The sequence below is a fragment of the Isoptericola sp. NPDC055881 genome (assembly GCF_053615895.1).
The window spans coordinates 16,998-32,812 of sequence record NZ_JBSHCR010000019.1; the positions used below are offsets into that span (position 1 = coordinate 16,998).

The 15,815-nt window shown below is 76.0% G+C and carries 10 protein-coding genes; 4 read left to right on the forward strand and 6 right to left on the reverse strand.

Going from position 1 to position 15,815, the window contains the following annotated elements; all coding sequences use genetic code 11:
• The first annotated feature begins 51 nt into the window (after nt 1-51).
• Nucleotides 52-834 (forward strand): type I methionyl aminopeptidase, encoded by a 783-nt coding sequence (map, locus tag ACWGKI_RS08170; RefSeq protein ID WP_452186127.1) that lies wholly within the window; start codon nt 52-54, stop codon nt 832-834.
• 73 nt (nt 835-907) lie between these two features.
• Here map and ACWGKI_RS08175 read toward each other — a convergent pair whose 3' ends face one another.
• Nucleotides 908-1,747 (reverse strand): HAD family hydrolase, encoded by an 840-nt coding sequence (locus ACWGKI_RS08175; protein WP_452186129.1) that lies wholly within the window; start codon nt 1,745-1,747, stop codon nt 908-910.
• Complete coding sequence (serS, locus tag ACWGKI_RS08180) at nt 1,744-3,015, reverse strand: serine--tRNA ligase (RefSeq protein ID WP_380242868.1); 1,272 nt, start codon at nt 3,013-3,015, stop codon at nt 1,744-1,746. The genes ACWGKI_RS08175 and serS overlap by 4 nt, the downstream gene beginning before the upstream one ends.
• Before the next feature lie 256 nt (nt 3,016-3,271).
• On the opposite strand from serS, the gene ACWGKI_RS08185 reads away from it, so the two are divergent.
• Together ACWGKI_RS08185 and ACWGKI_RS08190 are read left to right on the forward strand one after the other, a co-directional pair.
• Complete coding sequence (locus ACWGKI_RS08185) at nt 3,272-4,381, forward strand: diacylglycerol/lipid kinase family protein (RefSeq protein ID WP_452186131.1); 1,110 nt, start codon at nt 3,272-3,274, stop codon at nt 4,379-4,381.
• 71 nt (nt 4,382-4,452) lie between these two features.
• Nucleotides 4,453-9,084, forward strand: coding sequence for a hypothetical protein (locus ACWGKI_RS08190; protein ID WP_452186133.1), 4,632 nt, complete (start codon nt 4,453-4,455; stop codon nt 9,082-9,084).
• 42 nt (nt 9,085-9,126) lie between these two features.
• On the opposite strand, the gene ACWGKI_RS08195 is transcribed toward ACWGKI_RS08190, so the two are convergent.
• Nucleotides 9,127-10,338, reverse strand: a complete 1,212-nt coding sequence (locus ACWGKI_RS08195; RefSeq protein WP_452186134.1) for an ROK family protein — start codon at nt 10,336-10,338, stop codon at nt 9,127-9,129.
• Nucleotides 10,339-10,560: 222 nt separating this feature from the next.
• Between ACWGKI_RS08195 and ACWGKI_RS08200 the strand changes: the two genes are divergently transcribed.
• Nucleotides 10,561-12,240, forward strand: coding sequence for a glycoside hydrolase family 13 protein (locus ACWGKI_RS08200; RefSeq protein ID WP_452186136.1), 1,680 nt, complete (start codon nt 10,561-10,563; stop codon nt 12,238-12,240).
• A gap of 26 nt (nt 12,241-12,266) precedes the next feature.
• Here ACWGKI_RS08200 and ACWGKI_RS08205 read toward each other — a convergent pair whose 3' ends face one another.
• Genes ACWGKI_RS08205 through ACWGKI_RS08215 form a run of 3 tightly spaced genes read right to left on the reverse strand, consistent with a single transcriptional unit; the run spans nt 12,267 to nt 15,753 of the window.
• Entirely contained in the window at nt 12,267-13,640 is a 1,374-nt protein-coding gene (locus ACWGKI_RS08205) for an MFS transporter (protein WP_452186138.1), read from the reverse strand.
• A complete protein-coding gene (locus tag ACWGKI_RS08210; RefSeq protein ID WP_452186140.1) occupies nt 13,637-14,590 on the reverse strand; it encodes a ChbG/HpnK family deacetylase in 954 nt (317 codons plus the stop codon). Before ACWGKI_RS08210 ends, ACWGKI_RS08205 begins: the two co-directional genes overlap by 4 nt.
• Nucleotides 14,587-15,753: an ROK family protein gene (locus tag ACWGKI_RS08215; RefSeq protein ID WP_380242853.1), complete on the reverse strand. Its 1,167-nt coding sequence runs from the start codon at nt 15,751-15,753 to the stop codon at nt 14,587-14,589. Before ACWGKI_RS08215 ends, ACWGKI_RS08210 begins: the two co-directional genes overlap by 4 nt.
• Between the last annotated feature and the right edge of the window lie 62 nt (nt 15,754-15,815).

A 15,815-nucleotide genomic window follows, 5' to 3' on the forward strand; every position in this document is an offset into this window, starting at 1 on the left:
ATGACACCCTGGGACCTGCACCCGCGTCACGAGCATTTCGAGAGGACCGCCATGATCGAGCTGAGGAGCCCGCGAGAGATCGACCAGATGCGCCCTGCCGGGCGCTTCGTGGCCGAGGTCCTCACCGCGGTGCGGGACGCCGCCGACGTCGGGGTGAACCTGCTCGAGCTCGACCAGGTCGCGCACCGCATGATCCGCGACCGCGGTGCCGAGTCCTGCTACATCGACTACCACCCGTCGTTCGGCGCGATGCCGTTCGGCAAGGTGATCTGCACGTCGGTCAACGACGCCGTCCTGCACGGGCTGCCGCACGACTACACGTTGCGCGACGGCGACCTGCTGAGCATCGACTTCGCCGCCTCCGTGGACGGCTGGGTGTCCGACTCCGCCGTGTCCTTCGTCGTCGGGACCTCGGCCACCCCGCAGCGGGCCGCGGCCGACGCCAAGCTCATCCAGACCACCGAGGCCGCGCTCGAGGCCGGCATCGCCGCCGCCACGGCCGGCAACCGCATCGGCGACATCTCCGCCGCCATCGCCAAGGTCGCGCGCGGCGCGGGCTACGCGATCAACACCGACTTCGGCGGGCACGGCGTCGGGCGCACCATGCACGGCGACCCGCACGTGCCGAACGACGGCCGCGCCGGCCGCGGGTTCCCGCTCAAGCCGGGCCTCGTCATCGCCGTCGAGCCGTGGTTCCTCGAGACCACGGACGAGATCTTCACCGACCCCGACGGCTGGACGCTCCGCTCCGCCGACGGTTCCCGCGGCGCGCACAGCGAGCACACCATCGCCATCACCGAGGACGGCCCGATCGTCCTCACCGCCCGCGCCTGACGTCTCGAGACAGTGCTGAGGGCGGTCCGCACCAGGTGCGGGCCGCCCTCAGACCGTCTCGGCCGGACTCGCGCTACCTCGGCAGGGAGAGCAGCACGGGGACGACGCCGTCCTCGTCGATGGTGCCCGTGACCTCGTCGGCAGCGGCCCGCACGACGTCGTCCGCGTGGCCCATCGCCACGCCGCGACCGGCCCACCGCAGCATGTCGACGTCGTTCCGCCCGTCGCCCACGGCCACGGTGTCAGCCGGCCCGACGCCGAGCCGCGCGCGCAGCCGCTCCAGCCCGGACGCCTTCGTGACGCCCTTCGGCGCGACGTCCATCCACGCCGTCCAGCCGACGGCATAGGTGACGTCGCCGAGCCCGAGACGTGCGGCCATCGCACTGAACTGCTCCGGGGTGTGCTCGGGGCTGCGGATGACGACGCGCGTGACCTCGCGCGACCAGAGCTGCTCGAACGCGACGACCTGGTGCACGCCGTCCAGCTCGCCCTCCGGGAACAGCGTGTTCATCCGGAAGCCGACGCCGATGTCCTCGACGGCGTAGCGGGCGTCGGGCAGCTCCTCGCGGAGCAGCCGCAGCGCCGGGCCGGGGTCGAACGTGCGCACCTCGTCCAGCTCCCAGCCCTCGCGCAGCGACGGGTCGAGGCGCACGGTCACCGCACCGTTGGAGCAGACCATCCAGCCGGACGAGATGCCGAGCAGCTCGGCCACCGGCGTCATCGCGATCAGCGACCGGCCCGACGCGAGCACCACGTGGTGGCCCGCGTCCTGGACCGCGGCGACCGCGTCGCGCACCGCCGGCGACAGCCCGCCGTCGTACCCGAGCAGCGTGCCGTCGATGTCCAGGGCGACCAGGTGCACGGGGGCGGTCTCGGCGGCGGTCTCGGCGGGCGCGACGGGCTCGGCGCTCACGCGACCGGCTCGAGCACCTCGAGGCCGCCCAGGTAGGGCCGCAGGCCCTCGGGCACCCGCACCGAGCCGTCCGCCTGCTGGTGGTTCTCCAGGATGGCGACGATCCAACGGGTGGTGCCGAGCGTGCCGTTGAGCGTGGCGACGGGACGTGTCGTGCCGTCCGCGGTGCGCTCGCGCACGCCCAGGCGGCGGGCCTGGAACGTGGTGCAGTTCGAGGTGGACGTGAGCTCCAGGAAGCGCTGTTGCGTGGGCAGCCACGCCTCGCAGTCGAACTTGCGCGCCGCGGACGAGCCGAGGTCCCCCGCCGCGGTGTCGATGACCCGGTACGGCAGCTCGACCTTCGCCAGCATCGCCTCCTCCCAGGCGAGCAGGCGCTGATGCTCGGCGGCGGCGTCCTCGGGGTCGCAGTAGCTGAACATCTCGACCTTGTGGAACTGGTGCACGCGGATGATGCCGCGCGTGTCGCGCCCGGCGGCACCGGCCTCCCGGCGGTAGCACGCGCTCCAGCCCGCGTATCGCTTCGGGCCGGCCGACAGGTCGAGGATCTCGTCCGCGTGGTAGCCCGCGAGCGCCACCTCGCTGGTGCCCACGAGGTACAGGTCGTCCTTCTCCAGGTGGTAGACCTCGTCCGCGTGGCTGCCGAGGAACCCGGTGCCGCGCATCGTGTCCGGCTTGACCAGCGTGGGGGTGATCATCGGCGTGAAGCCGGCGCCCACCGCCTGGTCGACCGCCGCGTTGAGCAGCGCCAGCTCGAGGCGGGCCCCGATGCCGGTGAGGAAGTAGAACCGCGATCCCGACACCTTCGCGCCCCGCGCGGTATCGATGGCGGCCAGGCCCTCGCCGAGCTCCAGGTGGTCGCGCGGGGCGAAGCCCTCGGCCTCGAAGTCGCGCGGCGTGCCCACCTGCTTCACGACGACGTAGTCGTCCTCGCCCCCGGGAGGCGCGCCCTCGACGACGTTCGCAATGCGGTAGAGCAGCTCGTCGACCTGCGCCTCGGCGTCCGACGCCTCCGCCTGCCGGCCCTTCACCTGCTCCGCGAGGTGCTTGGTGCGGGTGAGCAGCTCGGCCTTCTCCTCGCCCTGGGCCCGCGCGACCTGCTTGCCGAGCGCCTTCTGCTCCGCGCGCAGCGACTCGAACTCCGTCAGGGAGGAACGGCGGCGCGCGTCGGCGTCGAGCGCCGCGTCCACGAGGGCGGGGTCGTCGCCGCGGGCCAGCTGGCTCGCACGGACGGCGTCGGGGTTGTCGCGCAGCAGTCGGAGGTCGATCACGCGCGCAAGCCTAACGGTCGGGCGCGCGGGCACCCCGGGAATTCCGGGGGGGGTGCGTGCTACCTCGCGGGCTTGAGTACTACCTCGCGGGGTTGGGTACTACCTCACCGGGTTGCGGACTACCTCGCGGGGTTGCGCACTACCTCACCGGCTTGCGTACTACCTCACCGGGCTGGGTACTACCTCGCGGGGTGGGGTGCGCCACGTCGGGGCACCTCGCCGGGTCTCGTGGCGCGAAACGTCGTAGGTTGCGGTCATGCCAGATCAGTACGCGGGGGTCGTCGCGCTCGTCGTCGTGCTGGTCGCCGGGCTGTCGGCGCTCGCCGCCCTCGTGGTGGTCTGGCGGCGGCCCCGGACGCGGGCGCACGTCGTCGCCGCACGGGACGCGCAGCGGGCGCAGGACGGCGGGTCGCGCGGCATGCGGCTGGCCGTCGTCATCAACCCCTCGAAGGAGGGCGCCGCCGACGTGCGCGAGGTGGTGGAGCGGGTGTGCGGCGACGCCGCGCTCCCCCGCCCGCTGTTCTACGAGACCACCGTGGACGACCCCGGCACGGGACAGGCGCGCCGGGCGCTGGCCGACGGGGCCGAGGTCGTCGTCGCCGCCGGCGGGGACGGCACGGTGCGGGCGGTCGCGGAGGCGCTCGCCGGGACGGGCCGCGCGATGGGTCTCATCCCCGTCGGCACGGGCAACCTGCTGGCGCGCAACCTCGACCTGCCGCTGACGTCCGTCCCGGACGCGGTCGCCGTCGTGCTGGGCGGCAAGGACCGCGCCATCGACGTCGGACGCGCCCGGGTCACCGAGTACGCACCGGACACGGACCTGCCCGACGACCCCGACCAGGCGCACGTCTTCCTCGTCATCGCCGGCCTCGGCTTCGACGCCGCGATGGTGGCCGACGCCGACGACCAGCTCAAGGCCAAGGTCGGCTGGGTGGCGTACTTCCTCGCCGGGGCGCGGCACCTGCACGGCCGGCGCATGCGGGCGACGATCCGGCTCGACGACGACGAGCCGGTGGAGGCGCGGCTGCGCAGCATCATGGTCGGCAACTGCGGGCGGCTGCCCGGCGGGATCACCCTGCTCCCCGACGCGGTCATCGACGACGGGGAGCTCGACGTCGCCGCGATCGACACCCGCGGCGGCCTCGCCGGGTGGGCCCAGCTGTTCGGCGAGGTCGTGGCGCAGGGCCTCGGCGTGCGGAACGACCTGCCCGGCAAGATCGGGCGGATCGACCACACCCGGGCCCGTCGGGCCGTCATCCGGGTGGACGAGGGCGAGCAGGCCCAGGTGGACGGTGACCCGCTCGGCAGCGCCGTCGAGCTGGAGACCTGGGTGGAGCCCGGTGCGCTCGTGGTCCGGACGGGATGATCGTGTGAACGTCCCCACCCTGCCGCCGACCAGCGGCAGCGCGCCCGACCGCCCCGCTTAGGGTGGCCTGCGTGATCAGCACTGCCAGCCCGTCGTCGGGCGTCCGCGCCTCGCGCGCCTCCCGCGTCGCCCTGGCGGTCGCAGCCCTGCTGCTCCTGCTGCTCACCACGTTCGCCGGCGCAGGGCGTGCCGCGGCGGCCAGGGGCGACGACACGCCCGAGGCCCCGGACACCCCGCTGATCCTCGCGGGTGTCTCCGGACTGCAGTGGTCCGACGTCGATGCCGGGCGGACCCCGAACCTGTGGCGCCTCATCGGCGGCGGGTCCGTCGCGTCGATCGCGGTCCGCACGCTGACACCGACGTGCCCCCTCGACGCATGGCTGTCGATCTCGGGCGGCAGCAAGGTCACCGCGCAGAACGACGACGCCACGACCACGGGCGACCCGGACGAGGCCGCGGGGGACGACGCGGCGACGGGCGAGGCCGACGAGGAGGACGCCACCGCGCTCGGCTGCCCGCCCGTGCCCGCACCGGCGCTGACCTCCGGCACCGCGCAGCGCGCGACCGTGCCCGGCTGGTCCGGCCTCGCCGCCGTCGACCCGCTCGTGCCCGCGACCGCGGAGCCGGGCGCCCTCGAGCACCTGGTCGACGCGTCCGGGACGTGTGCGACTGCCGTCGGCGCGGGCGCCGCCGTGGCCCTCGCCGACGGCGACGGCGACGTGCGTCGCTACCTGTCGGACGCGCGTCAGCTCACGGCCGCCCAGGTCGCCGAGTGCCCCGCCACGGTGGTGGACCTGGGCGTGCTGCCCGACGCCGCGGGCGAGCGGGCCTCCGCCGTCGCGGCGCTGGACGCCCAGGTCGGCCGGCTCGCGGGGCTGCTCCCCGCCGGCGGGCGGCTCGTCGTCGCGGGGGTGTCCGACACCCCGCTCGGTCCGTCCGACCTGCAGGCCGTGGTCGACTGGACCGCCCCCGGCGGCGAGGCGACCTGGCTCACCTCCACCTCGTCGCGCTGGGTGGGCGTCGTGGTGCTCGCCGACCTGTCCGCGACGGTCGCGGACACGCTCAGCGGCGGGGAGCTCTCGGGCACCGGACCTGCCGAGCCCGACGACGACGCCGCGCAGGAGGCGGACACCGACCCCCTCGCCGCGGCCCTCGACCCGTTCACCGGCTCCCCGCTGGAGCGCGGCGACGAGCGTCGCATCCCTGTGGCGCGCACGGTGGAGAACCGGCAGTACCTCAGCGTGCTCACCGACACCGTGCCGCGGCTGTCCCCGCTGCTGCTCGGCCTCGTCGTCCTTGCCGACATCCTCGCCGTGGGCGTCGTGCTCCTGGCACGCCGGCGGGGCCGCCCGGGTCAGCCGGACCACCAGCGCCTCGCGCCCCCCTGGTGGCGCTCGACCCTGGCCCTGCTCGTCGTCGCCGCGGGCCTGCCCGCCGCCGCGACCCTCGCGACGCTGGCCCGCTGGTGGGCGTGGCCGTCGCCCGTGATGACGCTCCTGCTGGCGCTGACGGGCGCGGCTCTCGCGGTGGCGCTCGTGGCCTGGGCGGCCCGCCGCCTCCTGCCGCCGTCCCCGTGGCGGCTCACCACGTGCCTGGCGGCCGTGACCTGGCTCGTCCTCACCGTGGACGGGCTGACGGGCACCACGCTCCAGCAGGGTTCGCTGCTCGGCCCGGCGCCCTCCCTCGGCGCCCGGTTCTACGGCTTCTCCAACACCGTGTTCGCGGTGTACGCGGTGGCGGGGCTGGTCCTTGCGGCGGGGCTGGCGGCGATCCTGCGGGCGCGCGGCCTCCGCCCCGCGCGTGCCGGGGCGCTCGCCGGGGCCGTGGGGGTCGTGACCGTGGTGGTCGACGGCCTGCCGCCGTTCGGCGCCGACCTGGGCGGCATCCTCGCGCTCGTGCCCGGGTTCGCCGTGCTGGCGCTGGGGATCGCGGGCGTGCGCCTCACGTGGCGGCGCGGGCTGCTCGTGGGGGCGGCCACCGTCGTGGTGGTGGCGGTCGTGGCGGTCGTGGACTGGCTGGTCGGCGGCTCCAGCAGCCACCTGGGCGGTTTCGTCCAATCGGTGGTCGACGGTCGGGCGGTCGGCGTCGTGGCCGGCAAGGCCGCCGGCGCCTGGGCGACCGTCGCGAACCCCGCGGGCGCTCTGGCGCTGCTCGTGTGCGCGGCCGCCGCCTGGGCGTTGCTCGACCCGGGCCGCGCGCGCCTGCCCGGCGTCGCCGCCGCCTACCGCCGCGAACCGCTGCTGCGCCGGCTCGTGGTCGCGCTCGTCGTGACGGCCACCGTCGGCACGCTGCTCAACGACTCGGGCGTGGCGGTCGCGTTCCTCGTGCTCACGCTGTCGGTGCCTGTGCTGCTCGCAGGGCACCTGGAGGACGCGGGGCACCTGGAAGACACCGCGCCCGCCCCGTCCGCCGTGCGCGAGCCCGGCATCCGCCGCATGCCCACCGTGCTCGTCACGGCCAGCGGCACCCTGCTCGTGGTGCTCCTGCTGGCGTCCACGGTCATCTCCGCCTCCGGCATGCGGGCGGCGTCCGACGTCGCGGAGGCCGGGTCGCAGGTGACGCCCACGCGGGCCGACTCCGTGGCGGCCGACGGACCGCTCGTCGTCGTCGGCACCACCGGGGTGCGCTGGGACGACCTGGCCGCCGGGCGCGCCCCGGCCCTGCAGGGGATGCTCGCGGACGGCGCGTCCGCGGGCGGCGTCTCCCAGCCGACGGGAGCCGGGGCCCGGTGCGTCGACGGCGGCTGGCTCGCCCTGTCCGCCGGCACGCTCGCCGAGGCCGCCACCGGGCGCGCGGCCGACGGCTCGTGGCAGTGCGTGCCCACCCGTCCCGAGACCACGGGGGGCGGCGCGACGGTCGCGGGGTGGGACGAGCTCGTCGACCTCCAGCGGGGCTCCACCTACCAGGCGCGCCTCGGCTCGCTCGGGTCGCAGCTCGCGCCCGCCGGCTGCGCCACCGCCGTCGGGCCGGGCGCCGCGCTCGCGCTGGCCGACCCCGACGGCCGCGTCGCGCGGTACCGCGGCCTCGACGCCGCGCTCGCGCCCGGGTCGGACGGCTTCGACTGCCAGGTCACCGTGGTGGACGCCGGCGACGCGACCGCGCCTCCCGCCGACCCGGCCCTGACGGGAGCCGAGGCGCGCGACGCCCGCGAGCAGGCGCACGTCGGGCGTCTGGCCGGCGTGGACGACACCGTGCGCCGCGTGCTCGCCGCCGCGCCCGCCACCGCGACCGTGCTGGTGGTCGACGTGGCCGGCACGCCCGGTACCCGACCCGTGCTGGGCGTCGCCCTCGTCCGTCCCACCTCGGCGGGCCCCGACCAGCCCCGCTACCTCACGAGCGCCGCGACGCGCACCGACGGCGTCGCGCGCGTGCTCGACGTGCCCGCGACGGTGCTGGGCGCCGCCGGGGTGACGCCCGCCGCGCCCGTGCAGGACACCCCCCTCGCCTGGGGGTCGCCGAGGCCGCAGGACGCCGCCTCGTCCGCCGACGCGCTCACCGACCTGACGACGCTCGACCACGTGCGCCGCACCGTGTACACGTGGTTCGTCGACGTCCCGCTGTACGCGGGGCTCGCGCTGGCTCTCGCCTGCCTGGTGGTCGCCTCGCGGCGCCGGCCCCTCGACGCGCGCTCCCGTGCCCGGCGCCGGTCGCTGTGGGCGTGGGCCCGGGGCGCCGCACTGGTGCTGGCCTCGCTCTCCGCGGGCGCGTTCCTCGTGTCGCTGAGCGGGTGGTGGCGCTTCGACCAGCCCCTGCTCGCGTTCGTCGTCTCGGCGCTGGTCGCCACCGCGGTGGTGGCGGCGCTCGGGGCGCTCGCGCCGCGGCGCCCCGTGTGGCTCGGGCCGGGGATCGTCGCCGGCCTGACGTTCGTCGTGCTGACGCTCGACGCGGTCGTCGGGACCCCGCTGAACCGGGCCAGCCCCCTCGGTGCAGCGCCGACGTTCGGGGCGCGGTTCTACGGCTTCGGCAACCCGACGTTCTCCGTGTACGCCGTCGTCGCCCTGGTCGTCGCCGCGGCCGTCGCGCAGCCGCTCGTGCGGCGCGGCCGCCGGCGCACCGCAGCCCTGGTCGTGGCCGCGATCGCCGTCGTGACGATGGTGGTCGACGTCTGGCCGACGCTGGGCGCCGACCTCGGCGGCGGCCTGGTCCTCGTGCCCGCGTTCGCGGTGCTCGGGCTCTCTGCGTCCGGCGCGCGGCTCACCGTGCGCCGGTTCGTCCTCGTCGCGGCCGTCGGGGTCGCGGCCGTCGCCGCCGTCGGCGTCCTGGACTGGTTGCGGCCCGAGGACGAGCGGTCGCACCTGGGCCGGTTCGTCGCCCAGGTGGTCGAGGGCGAGGCGTGGGAGACGCTGGCCCGCAAGGCGGGCTACGCGGCGCGCTCCCTGCTCGGCGGCGTGCCCGTGTGGCTGACCGTGCTGGTGCTCGTGGCGGCCGCGCTGCTGCTGTTCGCCCCGGCGCGGTTCACGCCGCGCTGGTTCGCGCGGACCGAGGAGGCGTGGCCGTTGCTGCGCCCGACCGTGCTGGCGCTGTGGATCGTGTGCGTCGCCGGCTCTGCCGTGAACGACTTCGGTGTCCGCATCGCCGTCGTCGCGCTGGTGCCCGCCGTCCCGCTCCTCACGGCGGCGGTGCTGCACGCGCACGAGGTGCGCGCCGACGGGCGGGACGACGCCGGCGACGACGCTGTGCCGGAGGTCAGCGCACGCCACTGAGCCCGGGGCTCGGCGGCGGGGCCGGCGGCAGGACCGGCGGTGTCAGGCGTCCGTGGGCAGGTCGCGGTCGAGGGCCCGCGCCCGGACGTGCTCCACGGCGAGACGCACCGCGCCCGTGCGGACCACGTCCAGCCCGAGGTCGGAGACGACCAGCTCGACCGCCGGGTCGTGCAGGTGGTCCGGGAGCAGTACGCGGGCCCGCTCGACCACGGGCCCGAGCGCGGGCGCCATCGCTCCGGTGACGATCACCCGGTCGAGGTCCAGCAGTCCGGACAGGACGGCGCACACCCGCGCCAGACGGTCGGCGAGCCCGTCGACGACCTCGCGGGCCAGGGCGTCGCCCGCTGCCGCGGCCCGCAGCACCTGCTCGGCGTCGAGGCGCTCGCGCGGGACGGCGGCCAGCGCGCTCGATGGCGTGCGACCGGCGTCGAGCAGCCGGCGCGCCTCGTCCCGCGCCAGCGCTCCCAGGCCGTCGCTGGAACCGACGCCCTCGACCAGGTCGAGGATCCGCATCTCCCCGATCGCCCCGCGCGGCCCCCGCCGCAGGGCGCCGTCCAGCACGATCCCCGCCCCGATCCGCTCCCCGACGAGGAGGGCGGCGTAGGCGGCGGCGCCGTCGCCGTGCTCGGCCTCCGCCACGGCGGCCAGGTTCGCGTCGTTCTCCACGACGACGTCCCAGCCGCGGGCCGCGAACAGGTCGTCGAGGCCGGGGTTCATCCGCGCCCAGAACGGGTTGCGCGCACCGGCCGGGACGCCGCCCGTCCCCACCGGAGCGGGCACCCCGAGCACCGCCGCGGCGACCGCGCGGTGGCTCCGGCCGGAGCGTGCCACCGCGGTGTCCACGGCGCCTCGCACCGTCGCCCGGCGCGCTTCCGCGTCGCCGGCCGGGTCGGCCTGGACGGACTCCTCGGCGAGGACGCGGCCGTGCAGGTCGGTCACGGCGGCGGAGACCCGGTGCTGCCCCGCGTCCACGCCCACCACGAGGGCGGCGTCCGGACGGAAGGCGTAGCGCAGGGCGGGGCGGCCCTTCGTGTACGCCCCGGCGGCGCGGGCGTCGTCGAGCTCCACGAGCCAGCCCCGGTCCGTGAGCTCCCGGCACAGCGCCAGGACGGTGGAGCGGGCCAGGCCGGTGGCGGCCATGAGGTCGCTGGCCGTGACCGGCACCCCGGCCCAGACCTCCTGCAGCACGCGCTCGGCGTTGATCCGCCGCACCAGGTGCGTCGAAGGCGTCGCGGCCTCCGGCCCGTTCGTCATCGCGCTCCGTCTCGCGTCGTCGGCCGCGCCTCGGCGCCGACCGGCCAAGGCGTTGATCCTAGTGCGAGATCTTGCCGCCCGAGGGGGGTTGACCGCTCGTGCGCGCGGGTGACATGGTGCTTCTCGGACTTAATTTCGGCACCGCATTTAGTGCCCGGACGTGCGACGGGACCCACCCCCGCCACCACCTCGACCGCAGCACCGGAAGAAGGGCAAGCACCCATGAGCGACCTGTTGGACGTCCCCGCCACCGCCTCGACCGGCACCACCGACGCCACCTGGTGGCGCCAGGCCGCCGTCTACCAGATCTACCCGCGCAGCTTCGCGGACTCCGACGGCGACGGCATCGGCAACCTGCGGGGCGTCACGTCCCGCGTGGACTACCTGGCGGCCCTCGGCATCGACGCCGTCTGGCTCAGCCCGTTCTACCCGTCCGCCCTGGCCGACGGCGGGTACGACGTCGCCGACTACCGGGACGTCGACCCGAAGATCGGCACGCTCGACGACTTCGACGAGATGGTCGCCGCGCTGCACGGAGCGGGCATCCGCGTCGTCGTCGACATCGTCCCCAACCACACGTCCAACCTGCACGCGTGGTTCGCCGAGGCGCTCGCCGCGCCGAAGGGCTCGCCCGCCCGCGACCGGTACATCTTCCGGGACGGCCTCGGGGCCGACGGCGAGCTGCCCCCCGCGGACTGGACCTCCGTCTTCGGCGGACCCGCCTGGGAGCCGGTGGGCGACGGCCAGTGGTACTTCCACCACTTCGCCGTCGAGCAGCCCGACCTCAACTGGGACAACCCCGAGGTGCGGGAGGACTTCCTGCGCACGCTGCGCTTCTGGTCCGACCGCGGGGTGGACGGCTTCCGCATCGACGTCGCGCACATGCTCACCAAGGACCTGCCCGCGCCGGGCGAGCCGCTGCCCTCCCAGGCCGAGCTGGAGGCGCTGCCGCAGGACGGCAACCACCCCCTGTTCGACCGCGACGACGTGCACGACGTGTACGCCGGGTGGCGCGAGGTCTTCGACGCGTACGACCCGCCCCGGACGGCGGTCGCGGAGGCGTGGGTGGGCTCGGCCGAGCGCCGCGCTCGCTACGCCAGCCAGGCGGGCCTGGGGCAGGCGTTCAACTTCGACCTGCTCGAGGCCGACTTCGACGCCGCGCAGTTCCGGGCCATCATCACCGCGAACCTGGAGCTCGCGGCCCTGTCGGGCTCGTCGACCACGTGGGTGTTCTCCAACCACGACGTCGTGCGGCACGCCACCCGCTACGGCCTGGCTCCCCGGGGCGCCAGCCCCCGCAAGGGCGGCGCCGACTGGCTGCTGGCCGGCGGTCCGGAGGCCGACCTCGACCGCGAGACCGGGCTGGCGCGGGCCCGCGCGGCGACGCTCCTCGAGCTCGCGCTCCCCGGCTCGTCCTACCTCTACCAGGGCGAGGAGCTCGGCCTGCACGAGGTGGCGGACATCCCCGAGGACGAGCGGCAGGACCCGACGTTCTTCCGCAGCCGCGGGGTCGAGGTCGGCCGGGACGGCTGCCGCGTCCCGCTGCCCTGGACGACGGACGGGCCGTCGCTCGGCTTCGGCGACGGCCCCGCGCACCTGCCGCAGCCGGCCTGGTTCGCCGACCACGCCGCCGCCGTGCAGGACGGCGCCGAGGACTCCACGCTGACCCTGTACCGCACCGCGCTAGGCCTGCGCCGCCGCCTGCAGACGGCCGAGGAGCTCGAGTGGCTGGAGACCGGGGCGCCGGACGTCCTCGCCTTCCGCCGCCCGAACGGGTGGACCAGCGTGACCAACTTCGGCACGGCGCCCGCCCCGCTGCCCGCCGGCGAGGTGCTGCTCGCCAGCGGCCCGCTCACCGACGGTGAGGTGCCCGGCGGCACGACGGTCTGGCTCCAGGCCTGACCCTGCGCCCTGACCCTGTCCCAGGGTCAGGGCGCGGCGGCCGGGACCGGAGCGCTCGCCGCGGACCGCAGCGGGTACAGCCAGAAGCAGACGAACGCCAGGGCCGCGAGGACCACCGGCACCCCGCCGAGCAGGAGGCGGACACCGGTGGCGACCTCGGGCGCCTGCGCCGTCGCGCCCTCGACGTACCCGCTCGCGGCGAGCACCCCCGCCACGACCACCGCCTGCACGACCACCGCCCCGCGCACCACGAAGCCGTTGGCGCCGAAGTACATGCCCTCGCGACGCAGGCCGGTGCGCCGCTCGTCGTCGTCGATCACCTGCCCGAGCGTCACCTCCAGCACCTGCATGAGGCCGGCCACCCCCAGGCCGACGGCGAGCCCCGCCGCACCCGCGCCGAGCACGGTCGTCGGCAGCAGGTACAGGCACGTCGCGAGACCGTAGACGGCGACCACCGCGAGCATCGTCGTGCGCGGACCGAGCCGCCGCACCACCCACGACCAGCCCCAGATCGCGGGGATCGCGGCCACGAAGATCGGCGCCAGCATCAGCGTGGAGTCCGCGTCGGCACCCCCCACGGTGTACTTCACGTAGAACGGGACGCCCGCGAGGAGCACCGCCGTCGTGCTCTGCAGCAGCAACGAGCCGACCACGTAGGTGACGAAGGCGCGGTTGGCGAACGTGTACCGGAGCTGGTCGCGCAGGCCGACCGTGGACTCGCGGGCGCGGGCCGCGTCGTCGGCGTCGCGCTCGACCATCCCGGCCAGCGACCACGCGAAGAACCCGGCGCACACCACGGCGAGCGCGACGCCCATCCAGGCCCAGCCGATCGAGTCGTACAGCAGGGGCGCGCCGGCGGTGCCGAGGATCATGCCCACCAGCGCGAACAGCTGCCGCGGGCTGTTGCCGCGCGCCCGCTCCGCCGTCGTGCGGAAGATCTCGGGGAACAGCGCGGACACGTTGAGCACCACCGCGACGTACGCGACGTCGAACACGGCCACGACGACGAGGAACCACACGACCAGGACCGCCGGCGTGGTCGCCGGCGGCATCCACACGAGCGCGAACGCCACGACGAGCGGCACGATGCCGAGCACGATCCACGGGACGCGCCGGCCCCACGGCGTGCGGTGACGGTCGGAGGCGGCACCCACCAGGGGGTTGAGCAGCGCGTTGAGGATGCCGTGCGCCACCATCGCCGCCGCGACCCAGCCCGCGGGCACGCCGAGGTGGTCGACGTAGAAGAACACGACGAACGCGGAGAACGTCTGGAGCATGAGGTTCGCCGGGAACGCCGACGCACCGTAGGCGACGGTCTGCGCGCGGTCCGGCGCCCCGACGAGCCGGCGGTCGCGCAGCCGCGCGAGCACCCCGCCCTGCCGGAAGGGCGGGTGGCTCACCGCTCGCCCCGCTGCACCGCGCGCAGGTCGCGCCAGCCCACCCGCACGAGCCCTTCGGCGGCGATGGTGGCCGCGACGTCCGGGTCGCGCAGCAGCCGCTCCTCGAAGCCCCGCTTGGCGGCCGCGTAGTCGACCGCGTCGGACAGCTCGTCGCCGGCCAGCATCGGGTGCAGGAAGATCTCCGTGACCCCCGGGCGGACGTCCCGCAGCAGGTCGAGGAAGGCGGCCTTGACCGTCTCGTAGTCCTCCGCGTCGGGCGTGCCCTCCCCCGCCAGCTCGAAGGGGTGGGTCCACAGCCGGTCGAGGATGACGACTCCGGCCGCGTCGGCCGCCGCCGTGGCCGCGTCGAGGAGCGCCTGCGAGCCGGGGGCGTCCGGGTCCGCGCCCATGGCACGCAGCCCGTCGAGCGAGCGCGGCAGCCGGAAGGGCAGCCCGCGGGCCGCCGCCAGCGTGAGCACCTGCGGCAGGAACGAGCGCCCCGTGGCGAGCCCGTAGACCGAGCCCATGTGGTTGTCGAGGTGGCTGACGTCGAGCCCTGCGGCGAGCGCCGCGTCGAGCTGGGCCGCGAGCTCCGCGGCGACGTCGTCGTCCGAGGCCCCCCGCTCGACGGCGTCCACGTCCGCGGGGAAGTAGCCGGCGGCGTCCACCAGCGACGTGCCCACCCCCGTGAGCGGGCGCCACCGGTACCGCGTCCACTCGCTGGTGAGCACGAGGTGCACGCCGACGTCGAGGCTCGGGTCGGCGGCGGCCGTCGCGAGCGCGTCCGGCGCCCACGGGCACGGCACCATCACCGTGGCGGAGTCGAGGTGACCAGCGGCCAGCAGCGGCATGATCGCGCGGTTGGCCGCCCGGCACATGCCCAGGTCGTCCGCGTTGAGGATGATCGCCCGGGCACCCGGCGCCAGGCCGAGCCGCGCGGTGAGGTCCGAGGGCGCGTCCGGCGCGCTCACCGGGCCGCCCCGCCGACGCCGTCGAGCGCGGCCGCCGCGTCCGCGGCCGCCGCGTCGCGCAGCGCCTCGCCGGCCGCGCGGCCCGCGCCCAGCACCGCGCCGTCCCCGCCGAGGGGCGACGGCTCGATGCGCACGGGCAGGACGGCGACCCGGTCGCGCAGGAAGGCGGTGACCCGCCGCGCGACGGGCGGGCGGGCGGCCTCGTCCGCGAGGATGAAGAGCTCGGGGTCGAGCACGATGGCGAGCGTCGCGACGACCACCGAGATGCGTCGGGCGATCTCCGCGACGACCTCGTCGGCCACGCCGTCACCGGCCTCGGCGCGGTCGATCAGCTCCCGCACCGTGACGTCCTCGGGCAGGTCGTGGTCCTTGGCGAGCGCAGCGACCGCGACGTCGCCCAGCACCTGCTCGCCCAGCGCGTGGCCCGGCTGCGGCAGGAACGCGACCTCGCCCGCGATGCCCGCCGCCCCTCGGTGCAGGTGACCGTCCAGGACGACGCCCGCACCGAAGCCTGCGCCGAAGGAGAGCGTGACGAACGACGACCGGCCCTGGCCGGCGCCGAGCTGCTGCTCCGCCACGGCGGCCAGGTTCACGTCGTTGTCGAGGGAGACGGGGCAGCCGAGGGCGTCGGCGAGGGCGTCGTGGAGCGTCGTGCCGCCCTTCTCGAACCCGGGGACGTGCAGCACGGTGGTGTGGTCGACCCCGACGACGGCGGGGAACGCCACGACCGCGCGGCCGACCTCGACCCGGCGGCCCGGGGCGAGCCGTGCCGCCACGTCCTCGCGGCACGAGTTCGCGAGCCCTGCCGCGGCGCGAGCGCGGGCGACGGGCGTGCGCTGCACGTCGCGGCGCTCGGCGCGCGCCCGCACGGCGCCCGTCGCGTCCACCAAGGCGACCCGCACCCGGTCGCGCGCGACGTCGACGCCCAGCCCGAACGCGGCGTCCGGGTCGACCTGGACGCGGCCTGCCGCGCCGTCCGGGGCGACGACCGCCCCCGTCCTGACCAGCGCCTCGATCGCTCGCGCGACGGTCGCGGGGGGCAGCTCGGTCGCCTCGACGACGGCGGCCTCGGCGACGGGCTCACCGGACGCCAGCGCGTCGAGCACGGCGCGGACGTCGGGCGCCCGCAGCGCGCCAGGTGTTCCGGGGTCAGCGGTGGGCATCGGGCCTCCGTCGGGAAGGGTGGGACAGGAAGGTCCCGCCGGGCTGCGAGCCTAGTCACGCC

Coding starts and splice junctions, on each gene's coding strand:
- ACWGKI_RS08195 (WP_452186134.1), bottom strand. CDS start 10,338: ATGACGAACGGGCCGGAGGCCGCGACGCCTTCGACGCACCTGGTGCGG.
- ACWGKI_RS08200 (WP_452186136.1), top strand. CDS start 10,561: ATGAGCGACCTGTTGGACGTCCCCGCCACCGCCTCGACCGGCACCACC.
- ACWGKI_RS08185 (WP_452186131.1), top strand. CDS start 3,272: ATGCCAGATCAGTACGCGGGGGTCGTCGCGCTCGTCGTCGTGCTGGTC.
- ACWGKI_RS08215 (WP_380242853.1), bottom strand. CDS start 15,753: ATGCCCACCGCTGACCCCGGAACACCTGGCGCGCTGCGGGCGCCCGAC.
- map (WP_452186127.1), top strand. CDS start 52: ATGATCGAGCTGAGGAGCCCGCGAGAGATCGACCAGATGCGCCCTGCC.